Raw genomic sequence first — 15424 nt, 5'->3', positions numbered from 1 at the left:
CCGCTGCTGCGGGCCTTCACGCCGGTTTTTTCGGCAGCGCCATCACAAACACCAGGCTGACCGCCACGCCTGCCGCCGCGAGCCAGAACGCCACCTGGATGCCGTCGGTCACGGCCAGCTTCAGCGCATCGCCGGACAAGTCGCCGACATGGCTGTTGGCAACCGCGATGAGCGCTGCCATGCCGATGGCGTTGCCGACATTGAGCGTCGTCGAAGCCATGCCCGAAGCGACGCCCTGTTCGTCGTGGTGGACGCCGGAGGCGGCCGCGATCCACATCGCCGTCCAGACGATGCCCTGTCCGATGCCGGAGACAACAAGGCCCGGTGCAATCGCGAGATAGCTGCTGTCGGCGGTGGTGCCGAGCGCCATAAATGCAGTGCCGACAGCGCCGATGATCATGCCGGTGACCAGCGTCGAGCGGGTCGAGAAACGTGTAGCCAGCCGCTCGCCGACCTGCGTGCCGGTGGCGATGGCTATCGAGGGGACGAGGAAGGCGAGGCCGGTCTGCAGCGCGGTGAAGCCATACACCGTCTGCAACAGCACGGTAAGGAAGTAGGGCAGCGCCCCGAAGGTGGCCATGAACATGAAGGTGATCGTCATGCTGCTGACCAGGCTGCGGTTGCGGAACAGGCGCAGCGGCATCAGCGGATCGGCGCTGCGGGCTTCGATCACGCCAAAGGCGATCAGGAAGATGGCCGCCAGGGCCGTGCTCGCGACAATCGGCGTCGAGCTCCAGCCATATTCGGGTCCCTGCACCAGCGCGAAAACCAGAAGTGTCGCACCCGCGGTCACCGTCAGCGCGCCCGGCAGGTCGAAGCTGCGTTTTGCCTGCGGCTTGGGATCACGCGGAATGACGGCGAAGGCGGCGATGATGGCGAGCCCGGCCAAGAGCACGTTGACGTAGAACACCGATGGCCAGCCGAAGGCACTGGTCAGAAAACCACCGGCCAGCGAGCCGAGCGTCAGGCCGCTGGCGCCGGCGCCGCCCCAGACGGCGAGCGCCCGGTTACGTTCCTGCCCCTCGGCAAACAGCCGATTGATCAGCGACAGCGTTGCCGGAAACAGGAAGGCGCCGCCGATGCCCTGTACCGCGCGTGCCGCGATGATGACTTCCGGTGACCAGGCAAGACCGCCGACAACCGACGACAGCGCATAGAGCCAGAGCGCGAAGATGAAGACGCGGCGCTGGCCGATCAGGTCCGCCGCGCGGCCGCCGAACAACAGGAAACCGCCGGTGAAGACGGTGTAGGCGCTGACCACCCACTGCAATGTCTGGCCGGAAAAGCCGAGGCTCGTGCCGATCTCCGGCAGCGCCACGAAAACGATGTTGAGGTCGAGGGCGATGATCAACTGCGCGAAGGCCAGCAACGCCAGCGTGGCGCCGCGCTTTGTGCCGGTGCCTCCTGCCATCGTTGCCGCTCCGAGCGGCGCTCCCTGGTCGATTGAACTCATGCTGTTCTCCATAATGTTGATTCTTTGTTGATCAGCAAAGAATTGAGATTTGCAATCCGGAGTCAAGCGTATTATTTGTTGACCGATAAAGAATGGAGGCTGCGATGGCGGGAAGGCCGCGGGAGTTCGATCGCGACAAGGCGCTGGCAAATGCGCGCGACGCCTTTTGGGCACGCGGTTATGAAGGCACGTCGATGGCCGATCTGGTCGCAGCCCTCGGCATCGCTTCGGCGCGAATCTACGCCGCCTTCGGCTCCAAGCGGGATCTGTTTCGGGAGGCGGTCGGCCTCTATCAGGCCGGCGACGGCGGCGTCGCCACGCGAGCCCTGGGCGAGGCGCAGACGGCCCGGCAGGCGATCGAAAAGATGCTGTTCGAAGCCATAGAAAACTGCACCAGGCCGGGGCGACCACAGGGCTGCATGATTGTTTCCGCTGCCACCAATTGCACCGCTGAAAATGACGAAGTGCTGGACTGGCTGGCCGAGCGCCGCATGGAGCAGACCGAGCGCATCATCGCGCGGCTGGAGCAGGGCGTCGCCGAGGGGGAACTGAAACCGGACACCGACACGCAGATGCTGGGCGACTATTTCGCCACCATCATGCGCGGCCTCTCGGTGCAGGCGCGCGACGGCGTGGCGAGCGCGCGGCTGCTGGGGTTCGTCCCCGTGGCGATGCAGGCGGTCGAAGCTGCACTTGCCAGCCAGCCGGCTGCGACCGGCAAAGCGTGATGATCCGGCCGGCATCCAGGGAAATCGCCGAGGCACTGGGCCAGCCCGAACTCCTTTCCGCAACCGTCATCGACGGCGGGCAGAACAACAGCATCCTCGACACGGGCAAGCTCATCGTACGGATACCCCGGCATGACGAGGCGCGGTCCGACCTTGTCCGCGAAGCGGTCGTCCTGGCCGTCCTGGCGCAAAGGCTGCCTTTGCCGGTGCCCGCGCCGCAACTGCGAGATGTCGGTCCGCTTGTCGTGGCCGTCCACCGCAAGCTGCCGGGCGAGCCGCTGCTGTCGCTCGATGGAATGGATGACGCGCAAAGCCGGGAACTGGCCCGTGACCTTGCGCTGTTCCTGCGCGCCCTTCATGCGCTGCCGGGCGAAATCCTGCCGGTGCCCGCGCCTGATGACCCCATGGCCGAATGGCGCGATCTCCTAGGGCAGGTCGAGGCGAGGGTTTTCCCGTTGGTGACGCACGATGTTGGCGCATCAATCGCAGCGCAATTCGGCCGGTTCTTCGCCAACGGGCCTTATCCACGCACCGTCATCCATGGCGATTTCGGCACAGGCAACATCCTGGTGCATGACGACAGGGCATCCGGGGTCATCGACTTCTCGGGATGTGGCATCGGCGATCCGGCCTATGATCTTGCCAGCCTGTCCGCCGGTCTTGGCGACGGCTTTCTCGACCTGATGCGTGACTATCCCGGCATCGCCGGCATGGCGGGGCGCATCCAGTTCTATCGCAATACCTTCCCGCTGCTCGACGTGCTGTTCGGGCTGGCGCATGGCGATGCGCATGCGCTCGAAGCCGGTTTGCAGGCATTGCGGCACCAGCCGCGCCGCTGACGGCGGCCTTCAAAGGTTGCGATGGCCTGCCATCCGGGGCATGTGTGCGCCCGATAAGCACATTGCCACGAGTGAGTTCCAGAGATGCCCCATCAAGAAGCCCGCAAACACTGGTCGATCGTCGAGTACCTGGCCGAAACGGTCAAGAACCCGAACATTCATATCCGCGGCCGCAACAGCTATTACAGCAATGCCTGGACCGGCTCGTTCGAGGACAGCGTTGTCCGGTATCTCTATGGCGACGAGTACAGCTTGGCTGCGTGGGAATCCCAGTGGCCGGTCGATCAGCTCCATATCGGCGACTATGTCTGCATCGGCGCCGAAGCCGTGATCCTGATGGGCGGCAACCACACCCACCGGACCGACTGGTTCAGCCTCTACCCCTTCGTCGAAACCATCGCCGAGGCCTATGTCGGCAAGGGCGACACCGTCATTGGCGACGGCGCCTGGATCGGCATGCGCGCCATGATCATGCCCGGCCTGACCATCGGCGAAGGCGCTGTCATCGCGTCGGGCGCCATCGTCACCAAGGATGTACCGCCCTACACCATCGTCGCCGGCAACCCGGCGAAGCCGGTCCGGCAGCGCTTTCCCTCGGCGACCGTCGAAGCCGTGCTCGCGCTTGAGATCTACCAGTGGGACAAGGCCAAGTTCGACGCGCTCAAACCGCAATTGTGCGGCGACGATTTCGATGCGCTGGCCACTGCCGCACGGCAATACGACGCCCGCTGAGCAGTCATCTTCAGGTCTATGAAGCTCGCCCTCCGGTTCTGTCGGAGGGCGTTTTCATTGGCTGCGGCCGGCAGTGCGACCGGCCTTTTTCGCATTTGCCCGCATTTCCGCTGAGACAACTGGTTCGCCTGGAAAGCAAACTTTAACCATATTTGTCCATCCTTTGGAGGTCACTCGGTCAAGTTGGGGACAATCCGGAAGTCGTGAAGCTTTGGTCGCCTGTCGACCCGAGGCCCTTTGCTGGCTTGCTGGTTTGGTATGCGTTTTGAGTAAAATCGTTCCTGCACGTAAATTGCGCCGCCTGTTGCGTCCATTGCTGATCACCTCCCTGGGCACCGCTTTTGCGGGCGCTGCGGTATGGTCGGTGGCAGGCATGGTGGCACTGGGCAGCACCACGGCCTTCGTGCCCGGCCAGCTCGCGCCCAAGCCTCATCCGCAGACGCTGAAGCAGGCCGCAGTGCACGCGCCGGTCGCCTATGTCAGCACCGACAAGAGCGCCCGCCCGGTCATCTCCAGGCTGGCTCCCGTCGTTTCCGCCAGCATTACCGGCAGCATCGGGAAATCCGCACGCCACGCCCAGGTCGCTGCCGTGGTCGCCAAGCCGACGCGTTTCGACACCGTCGTCAAGCAGGCTGCGCTCACGCCCGAAAAGCTCGCGAGCCTGTTCCAGCAAACCGATCCCGCCAGATCGCAGGACGTGGCCGCCGCCGGTCCGGCGCAGCCAGCCCAGCACCAGACCTTGCTCGCCTATGCCGATCCGACGCCCGGTGGCGCAAGCGATGCGGCGGGTACCGCGCTGTCGACGCTTCTGGTTGGCCCGCATGGCGAAGACCTGACCGCCCCGGCCCCTGAGGTCGAGGTCAATTCCGCCGCGATCGTTCCCGTTCCCGATTTCGAAGACACGCCGTCGGCAGCGCCGCTGCCGCAGCTGCGGCCAAGCGTCGAGCAGGCCGAAGCGAAGCCGGAGGCCCCTGTGGAAGCCAAGTCGGAGCCCGCCAAGGTAGAAGAGGTCGTGCCGGCCAAGCCACAGGTCGTCGCCTATGCCCGACCGGATACGCCTGCCGAAAAGAAGAGCAGCGGCACCATCGGCCAGACCCTACGCAACCTGTTCGGCGGCAACAGCGGCGGCACTGTTCGCGCCGGTGGCGGCGTCGCCGTCTACGACATCTCTGCGGCCAAGGTCTACATGCCCGACGGCAGTGTGCTCGAGGCGCATTCGGGCATCGGCAACATGGCCGACAACCCCCGCTACGTGAACGTCAAGATGAACGGCCCGACCCCGCCGCACACCTATAATCTCAAGATGCGCGAAAGCCGTTTTCACGGCGTCGAGGCCATCCGCATGCTGCCGGTCGACGGCAAGAACAAATATGGCCGCGACGGCTTCCTCACCCACAGCTACCTGCTGCGCGGCGGCCGCGAGGAGTCGCATGGCTGTGTCGCCTTCGCCGACTACCCGCGCTTCCTCGCCGCCTTCAAGGCCGGCAAGGTCAAGCAGATGGTGGTCGTGCCGAGCGGCGGGCGCGAAACCTTCCGCCTGGCATCCAACGGCAAGACGATCTGATCTCGCCGCCGGTTCGCGGGCGGTGACTGTACTCCGACCCTAGCCAGCCGCCGCCCCTTGCCGCTATGAGGCAGGGGCAAATGCATTCCGGCCGGGGATTTCAAGTGAACACCGCCTTCCGATCGATCCTGCTCGCATCCTGCCTCGCCACCGTCCCTGCGCATGCCCAATGGAAGCCGGTCGAGAAGATCGAGGCCTATGCGGTCTCCGGCACGTCGGGGCCTGAGCTCTATGCATCGATCGGCGAGCGCGGGCCCCAGGCCTCCACCGGCACACGCGCCATTGCCCATACCGACTTCAAGCTCACCTGGCAGCGCAAATACGAGCCGCAGCCCGACGGCGCCTGCACGCTGGTGTCGGCCAAGCCCAAGCTCATCATCACCTACAGGCTGCCCAAGCCGGCGGGCAAGCTGCCGCCCCACATCAAGCAGAACTGGGATGTCTTCGCCGCGGGCGTCGAAAAGCACGAGCGCGTTCATGGCGACCACATCGTCGACATGGTCAAGGCCATCGAGGCGCTCAGCGTCGGCTTTTCGGCGCCGGCTGATCCGAAATGCCAGAAGGTGCGTACCGAACTGACCAAGCGGCTCGCCGAACTGTCGCTGGCCCAGCGCCAGAAAAGCCGCGACTTCGACCGCGTCGAACTGAGCGACGGTGGCAACGTCCACCAGCTGATCCTCAACCTTGTCAACGGCGGCTGACGCCTCGCACTCCAGCAGCGGTTCGCCATGCACAGCTTCGACGGCCAGGAGCCGTCTTTGCGCGTGGCATCAGCGGCCTTCCTGCACTAACATTCCCTTGCGTCGCGCCCATTGCGCGCAACAACGTGTCGGATGCTGCGGAGGAATATGATGGAAGAAGCCGATCGGTGGCGCCACATGGCCAGTGCGCCGAGGGACGGCAGCCGCATCCTGGTGACGGTGAGGCCGGTGGAGCAGGGGCCGGCCGAAGTCGACGTGGCCTACTGGGCCCGCGCCGACCAGTTCGGCATCGAAGGCTGGCGCGCCGGCGATTCCTATCCCGGCTGCATCATCGGCTACGCCGAGCCGGAGTTGAAAAGCTGGATGCCGCTGCCACAGGCCAATCTCGGCAAGAAGCCCTCAGGCCCCGAATTGCCGGTGCCGTGGGAAGGCGACGAGATCGAGCTCGACGGCTCGGGCATCTGATCCCTCGTTCGTTCCGTTCGCTTGGCTTCCCCTGCGTCAGGTTGTAGCCTGAGCACCGGCGATCGGAATGGAGGGCGGGCCATGCATCTTCCTGCGAACCGTTGCAGCCGGCTTGCTCGGGCATTGCTGCTTGCCCCTGTGGTCGCGCTGGCTCCGGAGACTGGTGCGGCGCAAACTCTCGAGCCCGAACAGGTCACAGCGGCCCTGCCCGGGCTCGAGCAGATGGCTGAAAAGATCGTCGCCGAGGGCGGTGTGCCGGGGCTGGCCATAGGCGTCGTGCACGACGACAAGGTCGTTTACCTCAAGGGCTTCGGCCACCGCGTCGCGGGCAAGCCCGAAACCGTCGACGCCGATACGGTGTTCCAGATTGCCTCGCTGTCCAAGCCGGTGTCGTCGACCGTCGTCGCGGCACTGGTAAGCGAGGGGCTCGTGTCCTGGGATTCCAGGATCGCCGATATCGATCCGGCGTTCCGCCTCTCTCAGGCCTATCCGAGTGCCGAACTCACCGTCCGCGACCTGTTTGCGCATCGCAGCGGCCTGCCGGGCACCGCCGGCGACGACCTTGAGGATATCGGCTACGACCGCACGGAGATACTGAAGCGCCTGCGCTTCGTTTCGCCGTCGTCCAGTTTCCGTGCCGGCTACTCCTACAGCAATTTCGGGCTCACCGAAGGCGGTGTCGCCGCTGCCCGGGCGGCAGGGCTCGGCTGGGAGAATGCTGCCGAGCAAAAGCTCTACCGGCCGCTCGGCATGACCTCGACAAGTTCCAGGCATGCCGATTTCCTCGCTCATGCCAACCGCGCCTCGCTGCATGTGAGGATCGGTGGCAGCTGGACCGCGGCAGTCGAACGCAACCCCGATGCCCAGGCGCCCGCCGGCGGCGTCAGCGCGACAGTGGGCGATCTCGCGCAATGGATGCGCCTCGAACTCGGCAACGGCGTCTATCAGGGCAAGACATTGATTGCGCCGGAGGTGTTGGCGCAGACGCATGTACCGCTGATGGCGCGCGGGCGTAACCCGGTGACAGGGGCAGCGTCCTTTTATGGGCTTGGCTGGAATGTCGAATTTGGCCGCCACGGTCTGAGTTGGGGCCACGCCGGCGCTTTCAGCGTCGGTGCGCGCAGCTTGGTGACGCTGTATCCAGATGCCGGGCTTGGCATCGTCATCCTCGCCAACGCCTTCCCCACCGGCGTGCCCGAAGGTCTGTCCGACAGCTTCGCCGACCTCGTCTTCGACAAAAAGGCCGGAAAGGAGTGGCTTCAGCCGTGGAACGCTGCCTATTCCGGCATGTTCGATCCGGCCATCGAGGCAGCCAAGGCGACCTATGCGACGCCGCCATCTCCCGCGTCGCCGGCACGACCGGACGACGCGTATGCGGGAAACTACGCCAATGATTTCGTCGGCGACGCGGTTGTCTCGACCGATGATGGTGGCCTAGTCCTCAAGCTTGGCCCCAATGGCAAGCGCGCCTATCCCTTGCGCCATTTCGATCGGGACCTGTTTCTCACCAACCCGTCTCCCGAATTGCCCGACATGCCTGTTGCGGTGAGGTTCGTCATCGGCGCCGACGGCAAGGCCAGCGCGATGACGGTCGGCTTCCTCGACGATCACGGGCTTGGCACGCTGACGCGCAAGGCCGATTGAGCCGCGCCGATTGAGCTGTTCGGCGCTCAGTGTATCCCGGCGAATTCACGCGCCATCATTTCGACCAGCCGGTCGAAGCCTTCGCCGGTGCCGGCGATGCGGGCGGCCATGGCGTCGGCGCTGCCCAGGAACGCCAGTTGCTCGGTGAACTTCATCCGGGTCGCCTTGCCATCGGCGAGGAATTCGACCGTCGCCAGCGAGGCCGAGATGCGTTGTCCGCCCATGCTCATCTCGAAGCCGTAGATGATGCGCCTTGCCGCCTCGATGTCGAAATAGTCTGCGCGGAAGGTCAGTTCGTTGCCATCGGGCATGCGCCAGCGCTTGGCCTCGATGCCGCCGACGCGGAAGTCGAAGGCATCCTCAAGCACGATCCAATCGAGGTGGCAGTCGTTCCAGGCGCGCTTGAGCTCCTTGTCCGACCAGAAGCGGAAGGCATGTTTCGGGCTTGCCGGCAGGTCGCGCTCGATGACGAAGGTGGTGTGCTGGACCGCGTTCATTCCTGGTCGTCCTCTTCAGGCAGTGCCGACATCGCTTGCGCCAGCCGATCAAAGGCGGCATTCATCGCAGTCTTGCGCGCCCGCACCCATTCGTCCATGTCCCTGAAGGCGTCGGGCAAAATGGAATAGGTGCGAATGCGCCCGACCTTGCTCGAGACGACGATGCCGCCGTCCTCGAGCACCCGCAGATGCTTGAGCGCCGAAGGCAGTCCCATGCCCCTGGGGTTGGCCAGTTGTTTCACCGTCGCCGGTCCACGGCTCAGCCGCTCCACCATGTCACGACGCCCGGCATCGGCAAGGGCCACGAACATCCGGTCGAGCCGTTGCGCTTCCATCATCATGTTGCAACCTCGTCGTGGAGAAATCGCTCGGGCATCGCCTCGCGATAGGGGAAGAACGAGAAGTAAGGCCTGGCCTCGGCCAATGTCCGACGCACTGACGGCCGCGCCATCAGGCGCTCGAAATAGGCTTTTAGATTGTGCTGGTCGGAACCGAAAGGATGCACGATCGAAGCGTAGAACAGCGCTGGCGTTGCCGAACATTCCGATATGCCGAAGGCGTCTCCCATGGCCCATGTGCGACCGGCCAGCCTTGCCTCGATCACCGCATAGGCGGTGTCGAGCGTGCGGTGCGCGTCTGCCACCCCGACCGGGTCGTTGCCGCCCTCGGGCCGTATCCTGTCGGTCACGATCTTCTGGGTGGGAACGTTGACATAGAGGTCGAAAAAGCGCTCCCACAGCCGCGCATCGAGCCGCAGCTCCTCGTCGGCAGGCAGCATCGGCGCCGGCCCAGGGTAATGCTGCTGCACATATTCGATGATGATGCTCGTCTCCGGCACCACGCGGTCACGCCTTTCGTCATGCAGCACGGGGATCTTGCAAAGCGGCCATTTGGCCGTCAACGCCGCCCTTTCGCCCGGATCGCCGAGGTTCACGTTCACGGCGCGAAAGTCGGTGCCGTTCTCGTAAAACGCGATCAGCACCTTGTGGCAAAAGGAGGAGAGGGGGTGGAGGTACAGCGTCAGCGACATGATTGGGCCTGCCTTGATAGTTTCTGCATGCGGAAACTATGTTGGCGCGAAGCGGTTGGCAAGAAAAAGTTTCCGAAAACGGAAAGTGTTTTGGCGCAGGCCGTGCCCGGCTGAGCAGAAGGGGGTGCGAAGGAATGAGACGCTGATGATTGGCCTTCCTTGTTCGGCCCGAAATCATCCACCCCGCGGAGAAATTCAGCCCTTCTCCACACCCTCAAAACCCGCCGTATCATTGTCCTGGCGATCTTCCACGGGCCCCTAGGCACGACCAACTCCCACTGGCTTCGCCAAAATCGTCATGCTGGTCGCTTCACCTTGGGGCAGGGGGCACATAGGCTCATCATCATGAATCAGCCAGCCGCCGCTCCGGTTCCAGTCTTCTGCCCACCCGATGCACGTCGCTATGTGCTGGTGTCGGCGATCCTCGCCTCCAGCATGGGGTTCATCGACGGCTCGGTGGTGTCGCTGGCCATGCCGATTATTCGCGAGGATCTCGGCGCCTCGCTTGTCGATGCGCAGTGGATCTCCAACTCCTACATGCTGTTTCTCTCCGCGCTCGTGCTGCTCGGCGGTGCCGCCGGCGACGTGTTCGGGGTGCGCAACATCTTTGCCGCTGGCATCGCGCTGTTCATGGTCACCTCGGCGGCCTGCGCGCTCGCCGTCGATGCCGACATGCTGATCGTCATGCGTGCGGCGCAAGGCATCGGTGCGGCGCTGATGGTGCCCGGCAGCCTGGCAATCATCGCCAAATCCTACCCCAATGAGACGCGCGGCAAGGCGATCGGCCAGTGGGCCGCCTTCTCGTCGCTGACCACGGCGATGGGACCTTTCATCGGCGGCATGGTGCTGTCATTCGGCGCGGAGTGGATGTGGCGGCTGATCTTCGCCATTAACGTGCCGATCGGCTTCGTGGCGCTGTATATGCTGTTTTCCAGGGTGCCGCAGGACCGGCCGTCGTCGAGCCGGCGGCTCGATCTCGGCGGTGCGGTGCTCGCCACCGGCGGCCTCGGCCTGATGGCGTGGGGGCTGACTGCCTTTGGCCTGCCGGCGGACATGCGTGCGGTGTCGCCCTGGATCTGGATCTTTGCAGGTGCAGTTCTTTTCGCCGGCTTCATCGTCTGGGAGAAATGGGCGCGGGCGCCCATGGTCAAGCTCGAGCTGTTCCGCTCGCGCGCCTTCGCGGGTGCCAATCTCTATACGCTGACCCTGTTCTTCGCCTTCAATGCGGTGCTGTTCTTTCTGCCGATGACGGTGATTTCGGGCTGGGGCGCCAAGGAGTGGGAAGCGAGTCTGCTGTTCGTGCCGCTGTCGCTGTTCATAGCGCTGCTGTCGAGCTATTCCGGCCGGCTGGCGGACGCGATCGGCCCGCGCTTGCCGCTGACTGTTGGTGCTGCGCTGGTCGGCATTTCATACGCCGGGCTCGCGCTTACCATGCCGCTGATGATGTTGTGGCAGGTGACGTTCCCGATCCTGCTGCTCAAGGGGCTCGGCATGGCGATCGTCGTCTCGCCGGTGTCGGCAGCGGTGATGCGGGCGACGCCGGAGGAGGACACGGGGCTGGCCTCTGGCATCAATAATGCGCTCGCCCGCGCCGCAGGCCTGATGGCGGTGGCGGCCCTTGGCGCAGTCGCCGGCATCGTCTTCGCCAGCGTGCTCGGCAATGCCGCGCCAGGCGCTGAATTCGGCGGGCTTTCCACTGCACCGCTCGATGCCGCCGCAGAGGCGCTGCGGGTGGCTGCGACCAACAACGCCTTTTCGGCAATCGCATGGATTGCGGCGGTCATGTGCTTCCTTTCGGCGCTGGTCGCCTGGATCACCCAGCCATCCTGGAAGCGGTCGGATGAAAAGGCTGGGACAAGCACGCCGGCAATCGTCGAATGATACAATTGTATGCGATGCGCTAGAACCCTGTTAGGGGTTTGGCGTGCTCTGTCGGTGCCAGAACAAGGCGGGAATCATGTCGGCATCCGATCTGCGTCGGCTTTCAGGCGAGACGGCCGGGACGCCGTGGAGCGAGTTCATCTGGCGAGGATACATGCCCTACGCAATCTGGCTGGTGATCGGTGTCGTGCTCTATGCCATCGACACGCAACTCGACATGTTCGAGCGTATCTACGAGCTTACCCGCACCTATGAAGAATGGCAGCTGGACGAGGCGATCTCGCTGCTTTTGTGGGCCGGCATCATCGGGCTCGTCATGCTGGTCATCCGTACCCGGCAGCTGAACCGCGAGATTGCACGCCGCGAGGCTGCGGAAAAGCTCGCCCATGATACGGCCCGCCATGACCCGCTCACCGGACTTGCCAATCGCCGCCGCTTCCGCGAGGCGATTCAGGCTTCGGTCGCTCGTTCGGAAAATGCCCTGGCGACCTGCGCCGTGATCTATATCGACCTTGACGGTTTCAAGCCGGTCAACGACCGCCACGGCCATGCTGCCGGCGACATCGTGCTGATCGAGGTGGCCGAGCGCATTGCCTATGCCGCGCCCAATGGGGCGACGGTCGCCCGGCTCGGTGGCGACGAGTTTGGCCTCGTCCTGTCCGATATCGGCAATCCCGAGGCGCTCGTGTTCCTCAGCCAGCGTCTGCAGCGCGACATCGCCAAGCCAATCACGTCTGACGAGGTGAAGCTGATCGTCGGCGCTACGGTCGGCATCGCGGTCTTCCCGGAGGATGGCGGCGACCCCGAGGCGTTGATCGCAGCCGCTGACCGGGCGATGTACATCGCCAAGCGCGCCAAATACGACGCCGCTGTTGGCGAGAGCTTGGCCCGGGCAAGCGTCGCGGGCTGATTTTTCCACGAAGTTTTCGGCTCGCAGCCGGTCCGGGCCGGGGTTAGCCGCTGACCTTGGTGCTGCTGGCGACCTTCAGGCCGTCCTTGTTCTCGTCCTTCAGCAGGTCGTCGATGCGCTCGCGCTCGCGCTTGAACGCGGTCAGCTCCTCGCCGCTCAGCACACGGCCCGTGGGCAGGCGGACGCGCATCGGGTCGACCTTGGTGCCGTTGACGATCAGCTCGTAGTGCAGATGCGCACCGGTCGACAGGCCGGTGGTGCCGACATAGCCGATGACCTGGCCCTGGCGGACGCGGGCGCCGGGCACGACATTGGGCGCGATACGGCTCTGGTGGTTGTACGACGTCTCGTAGCCGTTGGTGTGGCGCAGGATGGTCTGCTTGCCGTAGCCGCCAGCCCAGCCGGCCTTTTCGACGATGGCGTTACCGGCCGCGATGATCGGCGTGCCCGTGGGCGCCGACCAGTCGACGCCGGTGTGCATGCGCACATATCCGAGGATCGGATGTTTGCGGCCACCGAAGCCTGAGCGGAACTTGCCGTTGGGCAGAGGATTGCGCAGCAGGAACTGGCGCGAGCTGCGGCCGTCCTCGTCGAAATAGTCGACCGCACCATCGCCCATCTGGAAGCGATAGAAATTGCGCGTGGTGCCGCCGAAGGTGGCGGCGACATAGAGCAGTTCCGACTTGTCTGAGGCCTTGTCGTCGCCGTCCGGCTGCGAGAAGAACACCTCGATGCGGTCGGACGGGTTGAGGCGCGACTGGAAGTCGACGTCCGACGACAATAGTCTGACCAGCTTCTTGGTCATGTCCTGGGACATGCCGTAGGAATAGGCGGCGCGATAGATGCCGTCATAGACGGTGGGCAACGCGCCGCGCGAGGTCGTGGGAACTGCCGGCGTATCCTCGAAGGCGGTCGCGATCTCGGGATTGGGCTCCGGCTCGTCGCCGGGCACGAACTGGCCACGGTCGTCGAGTGCTATGGTCAATATGTGCTGGGTGCGGTCGTAGACGCTGGTGCGCACGATCTTGCCGACATCGCCGCGCACCTCGAGCCCGACACGCAGGACGGTGCCGGCCTTGAGCGCGGTCGCGTTGAGAAGACGCGAAATCGCGCTCGACATGCCCTTGGCATCGTCGCCCTCATAGCCGGAGGCCGCCAGCGCGTCGACGATCTTGCGGTCCTTGTCGAAGGCGATGATGTCTTCGGCATAAGACAAGGTCTCCGGGTCGACATCGGCGCGCGAAGTCACCGACACGTTTTCAGGTACGATCTTGATGCCGTAGGAACCGGCCAGCGCCTGATCGGCGAATGCGTCGCCGAAGCGCTGCGGGTCGATGTAATGGAGGGAGGCGACCTGGACGTCGCCTTCGGTCAGGTCGCCGCCGGCATCGCGGACCACCTTCTCGACCTCGTTGGCCGACAGTGCCGAGGTCTCGTCGAAGGCGGCCGTGTCGGTCGGGAAGTCGATGGTCTTCAGGCTCATCTCGCTCTCGACCTTGACGCCGTAGATCTGCCCGGCCGTGGCAGCACCCGCCGCCGGCTCAGGCGGGCCATCCTCGGCAAAGACCGTCAGTGGATCGAAGGCCGGATAGTTACGCGTCGTCGGATGGCTGGCGGCCAGCGCCATCTTGATCTGGACAAACGGCATTGTCTTGATCACGTCGCGGTCGCCCTGCTTGGTGACCATCGACACTTCCATGCGCCGCCGGTCCTTGGCCTTGGCGATCTGGCGCAGAGGCGCGAGGCGGGTGGTCTTGGCCTTCTGGCCGGAGTCGCCGCCATCCTGGGTGGCAAGCTCGGCGATTTCGGGCGGGGTGGCGAGTTTTTCGCGACCGTCGAGGGCGGCAAACAGTGCCACGCCCATCAGCACGCTCGAGGTGACACCGGTCAGGAATGTACCAGAGAGCCAACGCGCCGAAACCTCGCGGCGGTCCGGGGGACCAGCGCGACCGTCCGCGATAAGCGGCGGCTCATTGCCGAGCTCGGCTATGGTCTGGTCCGTATCCTGCATCCAGTACGGCTTAAGTCCCCGACGCTTTGCGCCCGCATGTTTTGTGGCCACGACATTTGCCTGTCATGGCGGCTCAAGTCAACGAAGCGGCGTGCTCGCTACGCCGACCTGTCCCGTTCTCTCCACTATGAAAGGCCGGATGGACTCACCTGGCGCCAGGGACGTTCCGACACATCTTCCTGCAATTGGGCGGGAATAGGGCTTGGTTCGGAGGCCGCGTTTTTGTCCCCTATATAGGCACGCGCGCGTGCGCGACGCGCAGGTCCGAAGAGACGTCTGCAGGGCGCGCTCTTGCCTGCCGGCCTTGAGGGGAGGGCGGCAGGCGTTTGAGCGTGGTCGCTTGCTTGGAGTGAGGAGAATCCTGCCGTGAATCACGGGTGAATCTCTTTTCGCGCGTCTGACTGCCAGCCTGGTCGAAGATTACTGGCCCCGGCTAATTGTTTTTCTGGTGGGACGCGCTGATTTCGTCAGGATTGCTGTGACGTTAAGGGCAGTTTCGCGCGTGGATTGCAGCTCGGCTGGCGGGGTCTGCGTTATGTGTGTTTGTCTTACGCAGGGTTTTGTTGGGGTTTGGGTTGTTGTCGCAAAAAATTCGCAAAAGTTGGAATTAGGTCGTTGACAGTTTGAAGGGGTGGCGACTATATACGCCTCAACAACGAGGGCGGCGCGCCGCTGGCGGCCCCGGAGTTCGCTTCTACGGAAGCTTCTTCGATCCCTAGTTGACCGAATTCAAGAGAGCCGCGTGAGCGACACTCGCTGGGGTCTGAAGCTTAAGGCGACCGACCCTCGACATTGCGTCTGATGCGATGTCTGTTCTTTGACAATTGAAGATTGAAGAAAGAGAAACGTGGGCGGCAGAGTTCTGCTGGACCCTCGGAGCTTGGGACTTAGGTCTTGAGTGAAGTTGGTCCGAACGAGACTTTGGCGGACACGTTTTTGAGAGAATAAGTCTACCAGGACGCTGGTTGT

14 protein-coding genes are annotated in these 15424 nt (G+C 64.2%); 9 read left to right on the top strand and 5 right to left on the bottom strand.

Going from position 1 to position 15424, the window contains the following annotated elements:
* Positions 1–16: 16 nt before the first annotated feature.
* Entirely contained in the window at positions 17–1453 is a 1437-nt protein-coding gene (locus tag B015_RS0120060; RefSeq protein WP_245262216.1) for an MFS transporter, read from the bottom strand.
* A 92-nt stretch (positions 1454–1545) separates the two neighbouring features.
* Between B015_RS0120060 and B015_RS0120055 the strand changes: the two genes are divergently transcribed.
* From B015_RS0120055 to B015_RS0120025, 7 genes are all read left to right on the top strand, one after another.
* Entirely contained in the window at positions 1546–2181 is a 636-nt protein-coding gene (locus tag B015_RS0120055) for a TetR family transcriptional regulator (protein ID WP_018429525.1), read from the top strand.
* Positions 2181–3020 carry an aminoglycoside phosphotransferase family protein gene (locus tag B015_RS0120050; protein WP_018429524.1) on the top strand — a complete coding sequence of 280 codons (840 nt, stop codon included), beginning with the start codon at positions 2181–2183 and terminating at the stop codon, positions 3018–3020. Before B015_RS0120055 ends, B015_RS0120050 begins: the two co-directional genes overlap by 1 nt.
* 84 nt (positions 3021–3104) lie before the next feature.
* Complete coding sequence (locus tag B015_RS0120045; RefSeq protein ID WP_018429523.1) at positions 3105–3752, top strand: CatB-related O-acetyltransferase; 648 nt, start codon at positions 3105–3107, stop codon at positions 3750–3752.
* Between the two features lie 313 nt (positions 3753–4065).
* Positions 4066–5316, top strand: a complete 1251-nt coding sequence (locus B015_RS0120040; RefSeq protein WP_018429522.1) for a DUF2778 domain-containing protein — start codon at positions 4066–4068, stop codon at positions 5314–5316.
* Between the two features lie 104 nt (positions 5317–5420).
* Positions 5421–6017 (top strand): DUF922 domain-containing Zn-dependent protease, encoded by a 597-nt coding sequence (locus B015_RS0120035; protein WP_018429521.1) that lies wholly within the window; start codon positions 5421–5423, stop codon positions 6015–6017.
* A gap of 150 nt (positions 6018–6167) precedes the next feature.
* On the top strand, positions 6168–6482 hold the full coding sequence (locus B015_RS0120030; RefSeq protein ID WP_026227520.1) for a hypothetical protein: 315 nt from the start codon (positions 6168–6170) through the stop codon (positions 6480–6482).
* Positions 6483–6563: 81 nt separating this feature from the next.
* On the top strand, positions 6564–8126 hold the full coding sequence (locus B015_RS0120025) for a serine hydrolase (protein ID WP_051091916.1): 1563 nt from the start codon (positions 6564–6566) through the stop codon (positions 8124–8126).
* A gap of 26 nt (positions 8127–8152) precedes the next feature.
* On the opposite strand, the gene B015_RS0120020 is transcribed toward B015_RS0120025, so the two are convergent.
* Genes B015_RS0120020 through B015_RS0120010 form a run of 3 tightly spaced genes read right to left on the bottom strand, consistent with a single transcriptional unit; the run spans position 8153 to position 9653 of the window.
* A complete protein-coding gene (locus B015_RS0120020) occupies positions 8153–8623 on the bottom strand; it encodes an SRPBCC family protein (RefSeq protein WP_018429518.1) in 471 nt (156 codons plus the stop codon).
* The gene (locus B015_RS0120015) at positions 8620–8964 is read right to left on the bottom strand and encodes a metalloregulator ArsR/SmtB family transcription factor (protein WP_018429517.1); all 345 of its coding nucleotides are present in this window, start codon (positions 8962–8964) and stop codon (positions 8620–8622) included. Before B015_RS0120015 ends, B015_RS0120020 begins: the two co-directional genes overlap by 4 nt.
* On the bottom strand, positions 8961–9653 hold the full coding sequence (locus B015_RS0120010; protein ID WP_018429516.1) for a glutathione S-transferase family protein: 693 nt from the start codon (positions 9651–9653) through the stop codon (positions 8961–8963). The genes B015_RS0120015 and B015_RS0120010 overlap by 4 nt, the downstream gene beginning before the upstream one ends.
* A 345-nt stretch (positions 9654–9998) precedes the next feature.
* Here B015_RS0120010 and B015_RS0120005 point away from each other — a divergent pair, with 345 nt between their 5' ends.
* Both B015_RS0120005 and B015_RS31255 read left to right on the top strand, forming a co-directional pair.
* Complete coding sequence (locus B015_RS0120005) at positions 9999–11534, top strand: MFS transporter (RefSeq protein ID WP_018429515.1); 1536 nt, start codon at positions 9999–10001, stop codon at positions 11532–11534.
* Between the two features lie 76 nt (positions 11535–11610).
* Positions 11611–12444 (top strand): GGDEF domain-containing protein, encoded by an 834-nt coding sequence (locus tag B015_RS31255; RefSeq protein ID WP_018429514.1) that lies wholly within the window; start codon positions 11611–11613, stop codon positions 12442–12444.
* Between the two features lie 43 nt (positions 12445–12487).
* Here B015_RS31255 and B015_RS0119995 read toward each other — a convergent pair whose 3' ends face one another.
* Entirely contained in the window at positions 12488–14455 is a 1968-nt protein-coding gene (locus tag B015_RS0119995) for a M23 family metallopeptidase (protein ID WP_018429513.1), read from the bottom strand.
* Between the last annotated feature and the right edge of the window lie 969 nt (positions 14456–15424).

Origin of the sequence: Hoeflea sp. 108 (genome assembly GCF_000372965.1) — a bacterium.
Lineage (GTDB): Bacteria > Pseudomonadota > Alphaproteobacteria > Rhizobiales > Rhizobiaceae > Aminobacter.
The sequence above is the reverse complement of the archived record's forward strand: the minus strand, read 5'-3'. Positions and strand labels throughout refer to the sequence as shown.

Bases quoted from the DNA above. Each gene is read 5' to 3' on its own strand.
- B015_RS0120010 (WP_018429516.1), bottom strand. From the start codon at position 9,653: ATGTCGCTGACGCTGTACCTCCACCCCCTCTCCTCCTTTTGCCACAAG.
- B015_RS0120045 (WP_018429523.1), top strand. From the start codon at position 3,105: ATGCCCCATCAAGAAGCCCGCAAACACTGGTCGATCGTCGAGTACCTG.
- B015_RS0120030 (WP_026227520.1), top strand. From the start codon at position 6,168: ATGGAAGAAGCCGATCGGTGGCGCCACATGGCCAGTGCGCCGAGGGAC.
- B015_RS0120050 (WP_018429524.1), top strand. From the start codon at position 2,181: ATGATCCGGCCGGCATCCAGGGAAATCGCCGAGGCACTGGGCCAGCCC.
- B015_RS0120055 (WP_018429525.1), top strand. From the start codon at position 1,546: ATGGAGGCTGCGATGGCGGGAAGGCCGCGGGAGTTCGATCGCGACAAG.
- B015_RS31255 (WP_018429514.1), top strand. From the start codon at position 11,611: ATGTCGGCATCCGATCTGCGTCGGCTTTCAGGCGAGACGGCCGGGACG.
- B015_RS0120020 (WP_018429518.1), bottom strand. From the start codon at position 8,623: ATGAACGCGGTCCAGCACACCACCTTCGTCATCGAGCGCGACCTGCCG.
- B015_RS0120015 (WP_018429517.1), bottom strand. From the start codon at position 8,964: ATGATGATGGAAGCGCAACGGCTCGACCGGATGTTCGTGGCCCTTGCC.
- B015_RS0119995 (WP_018429513.1), bottom strand. From the start codon at position 14,455: ATGCAGGATACGGACCAGACCATAGCCGAGCTCGGCAATGAGCCGCCG.
- B015_RS0120025 (WP_051091916.1), top strand. From the start codon at position 6,564: ATGCATCTTCCTGCGAACCGTTGCAGCCGGCTTGCTCGGGCATTGCTG.
- B015_RS0120005 (WP_018429515.1), top strand. From the start codon at position 9,999: ATGAATCAGCCAGCCGCCGCTCCGGTTCCAGTCTTCTGCCCACCCGAT.
- B015_RS0120060 (WP_245262216.1), bottom strand. From the start codon at position 1,453: ATGAGTTCAATCGACCAGGGAGCGCCGCTCGGAGCGGCAACGATGGCA.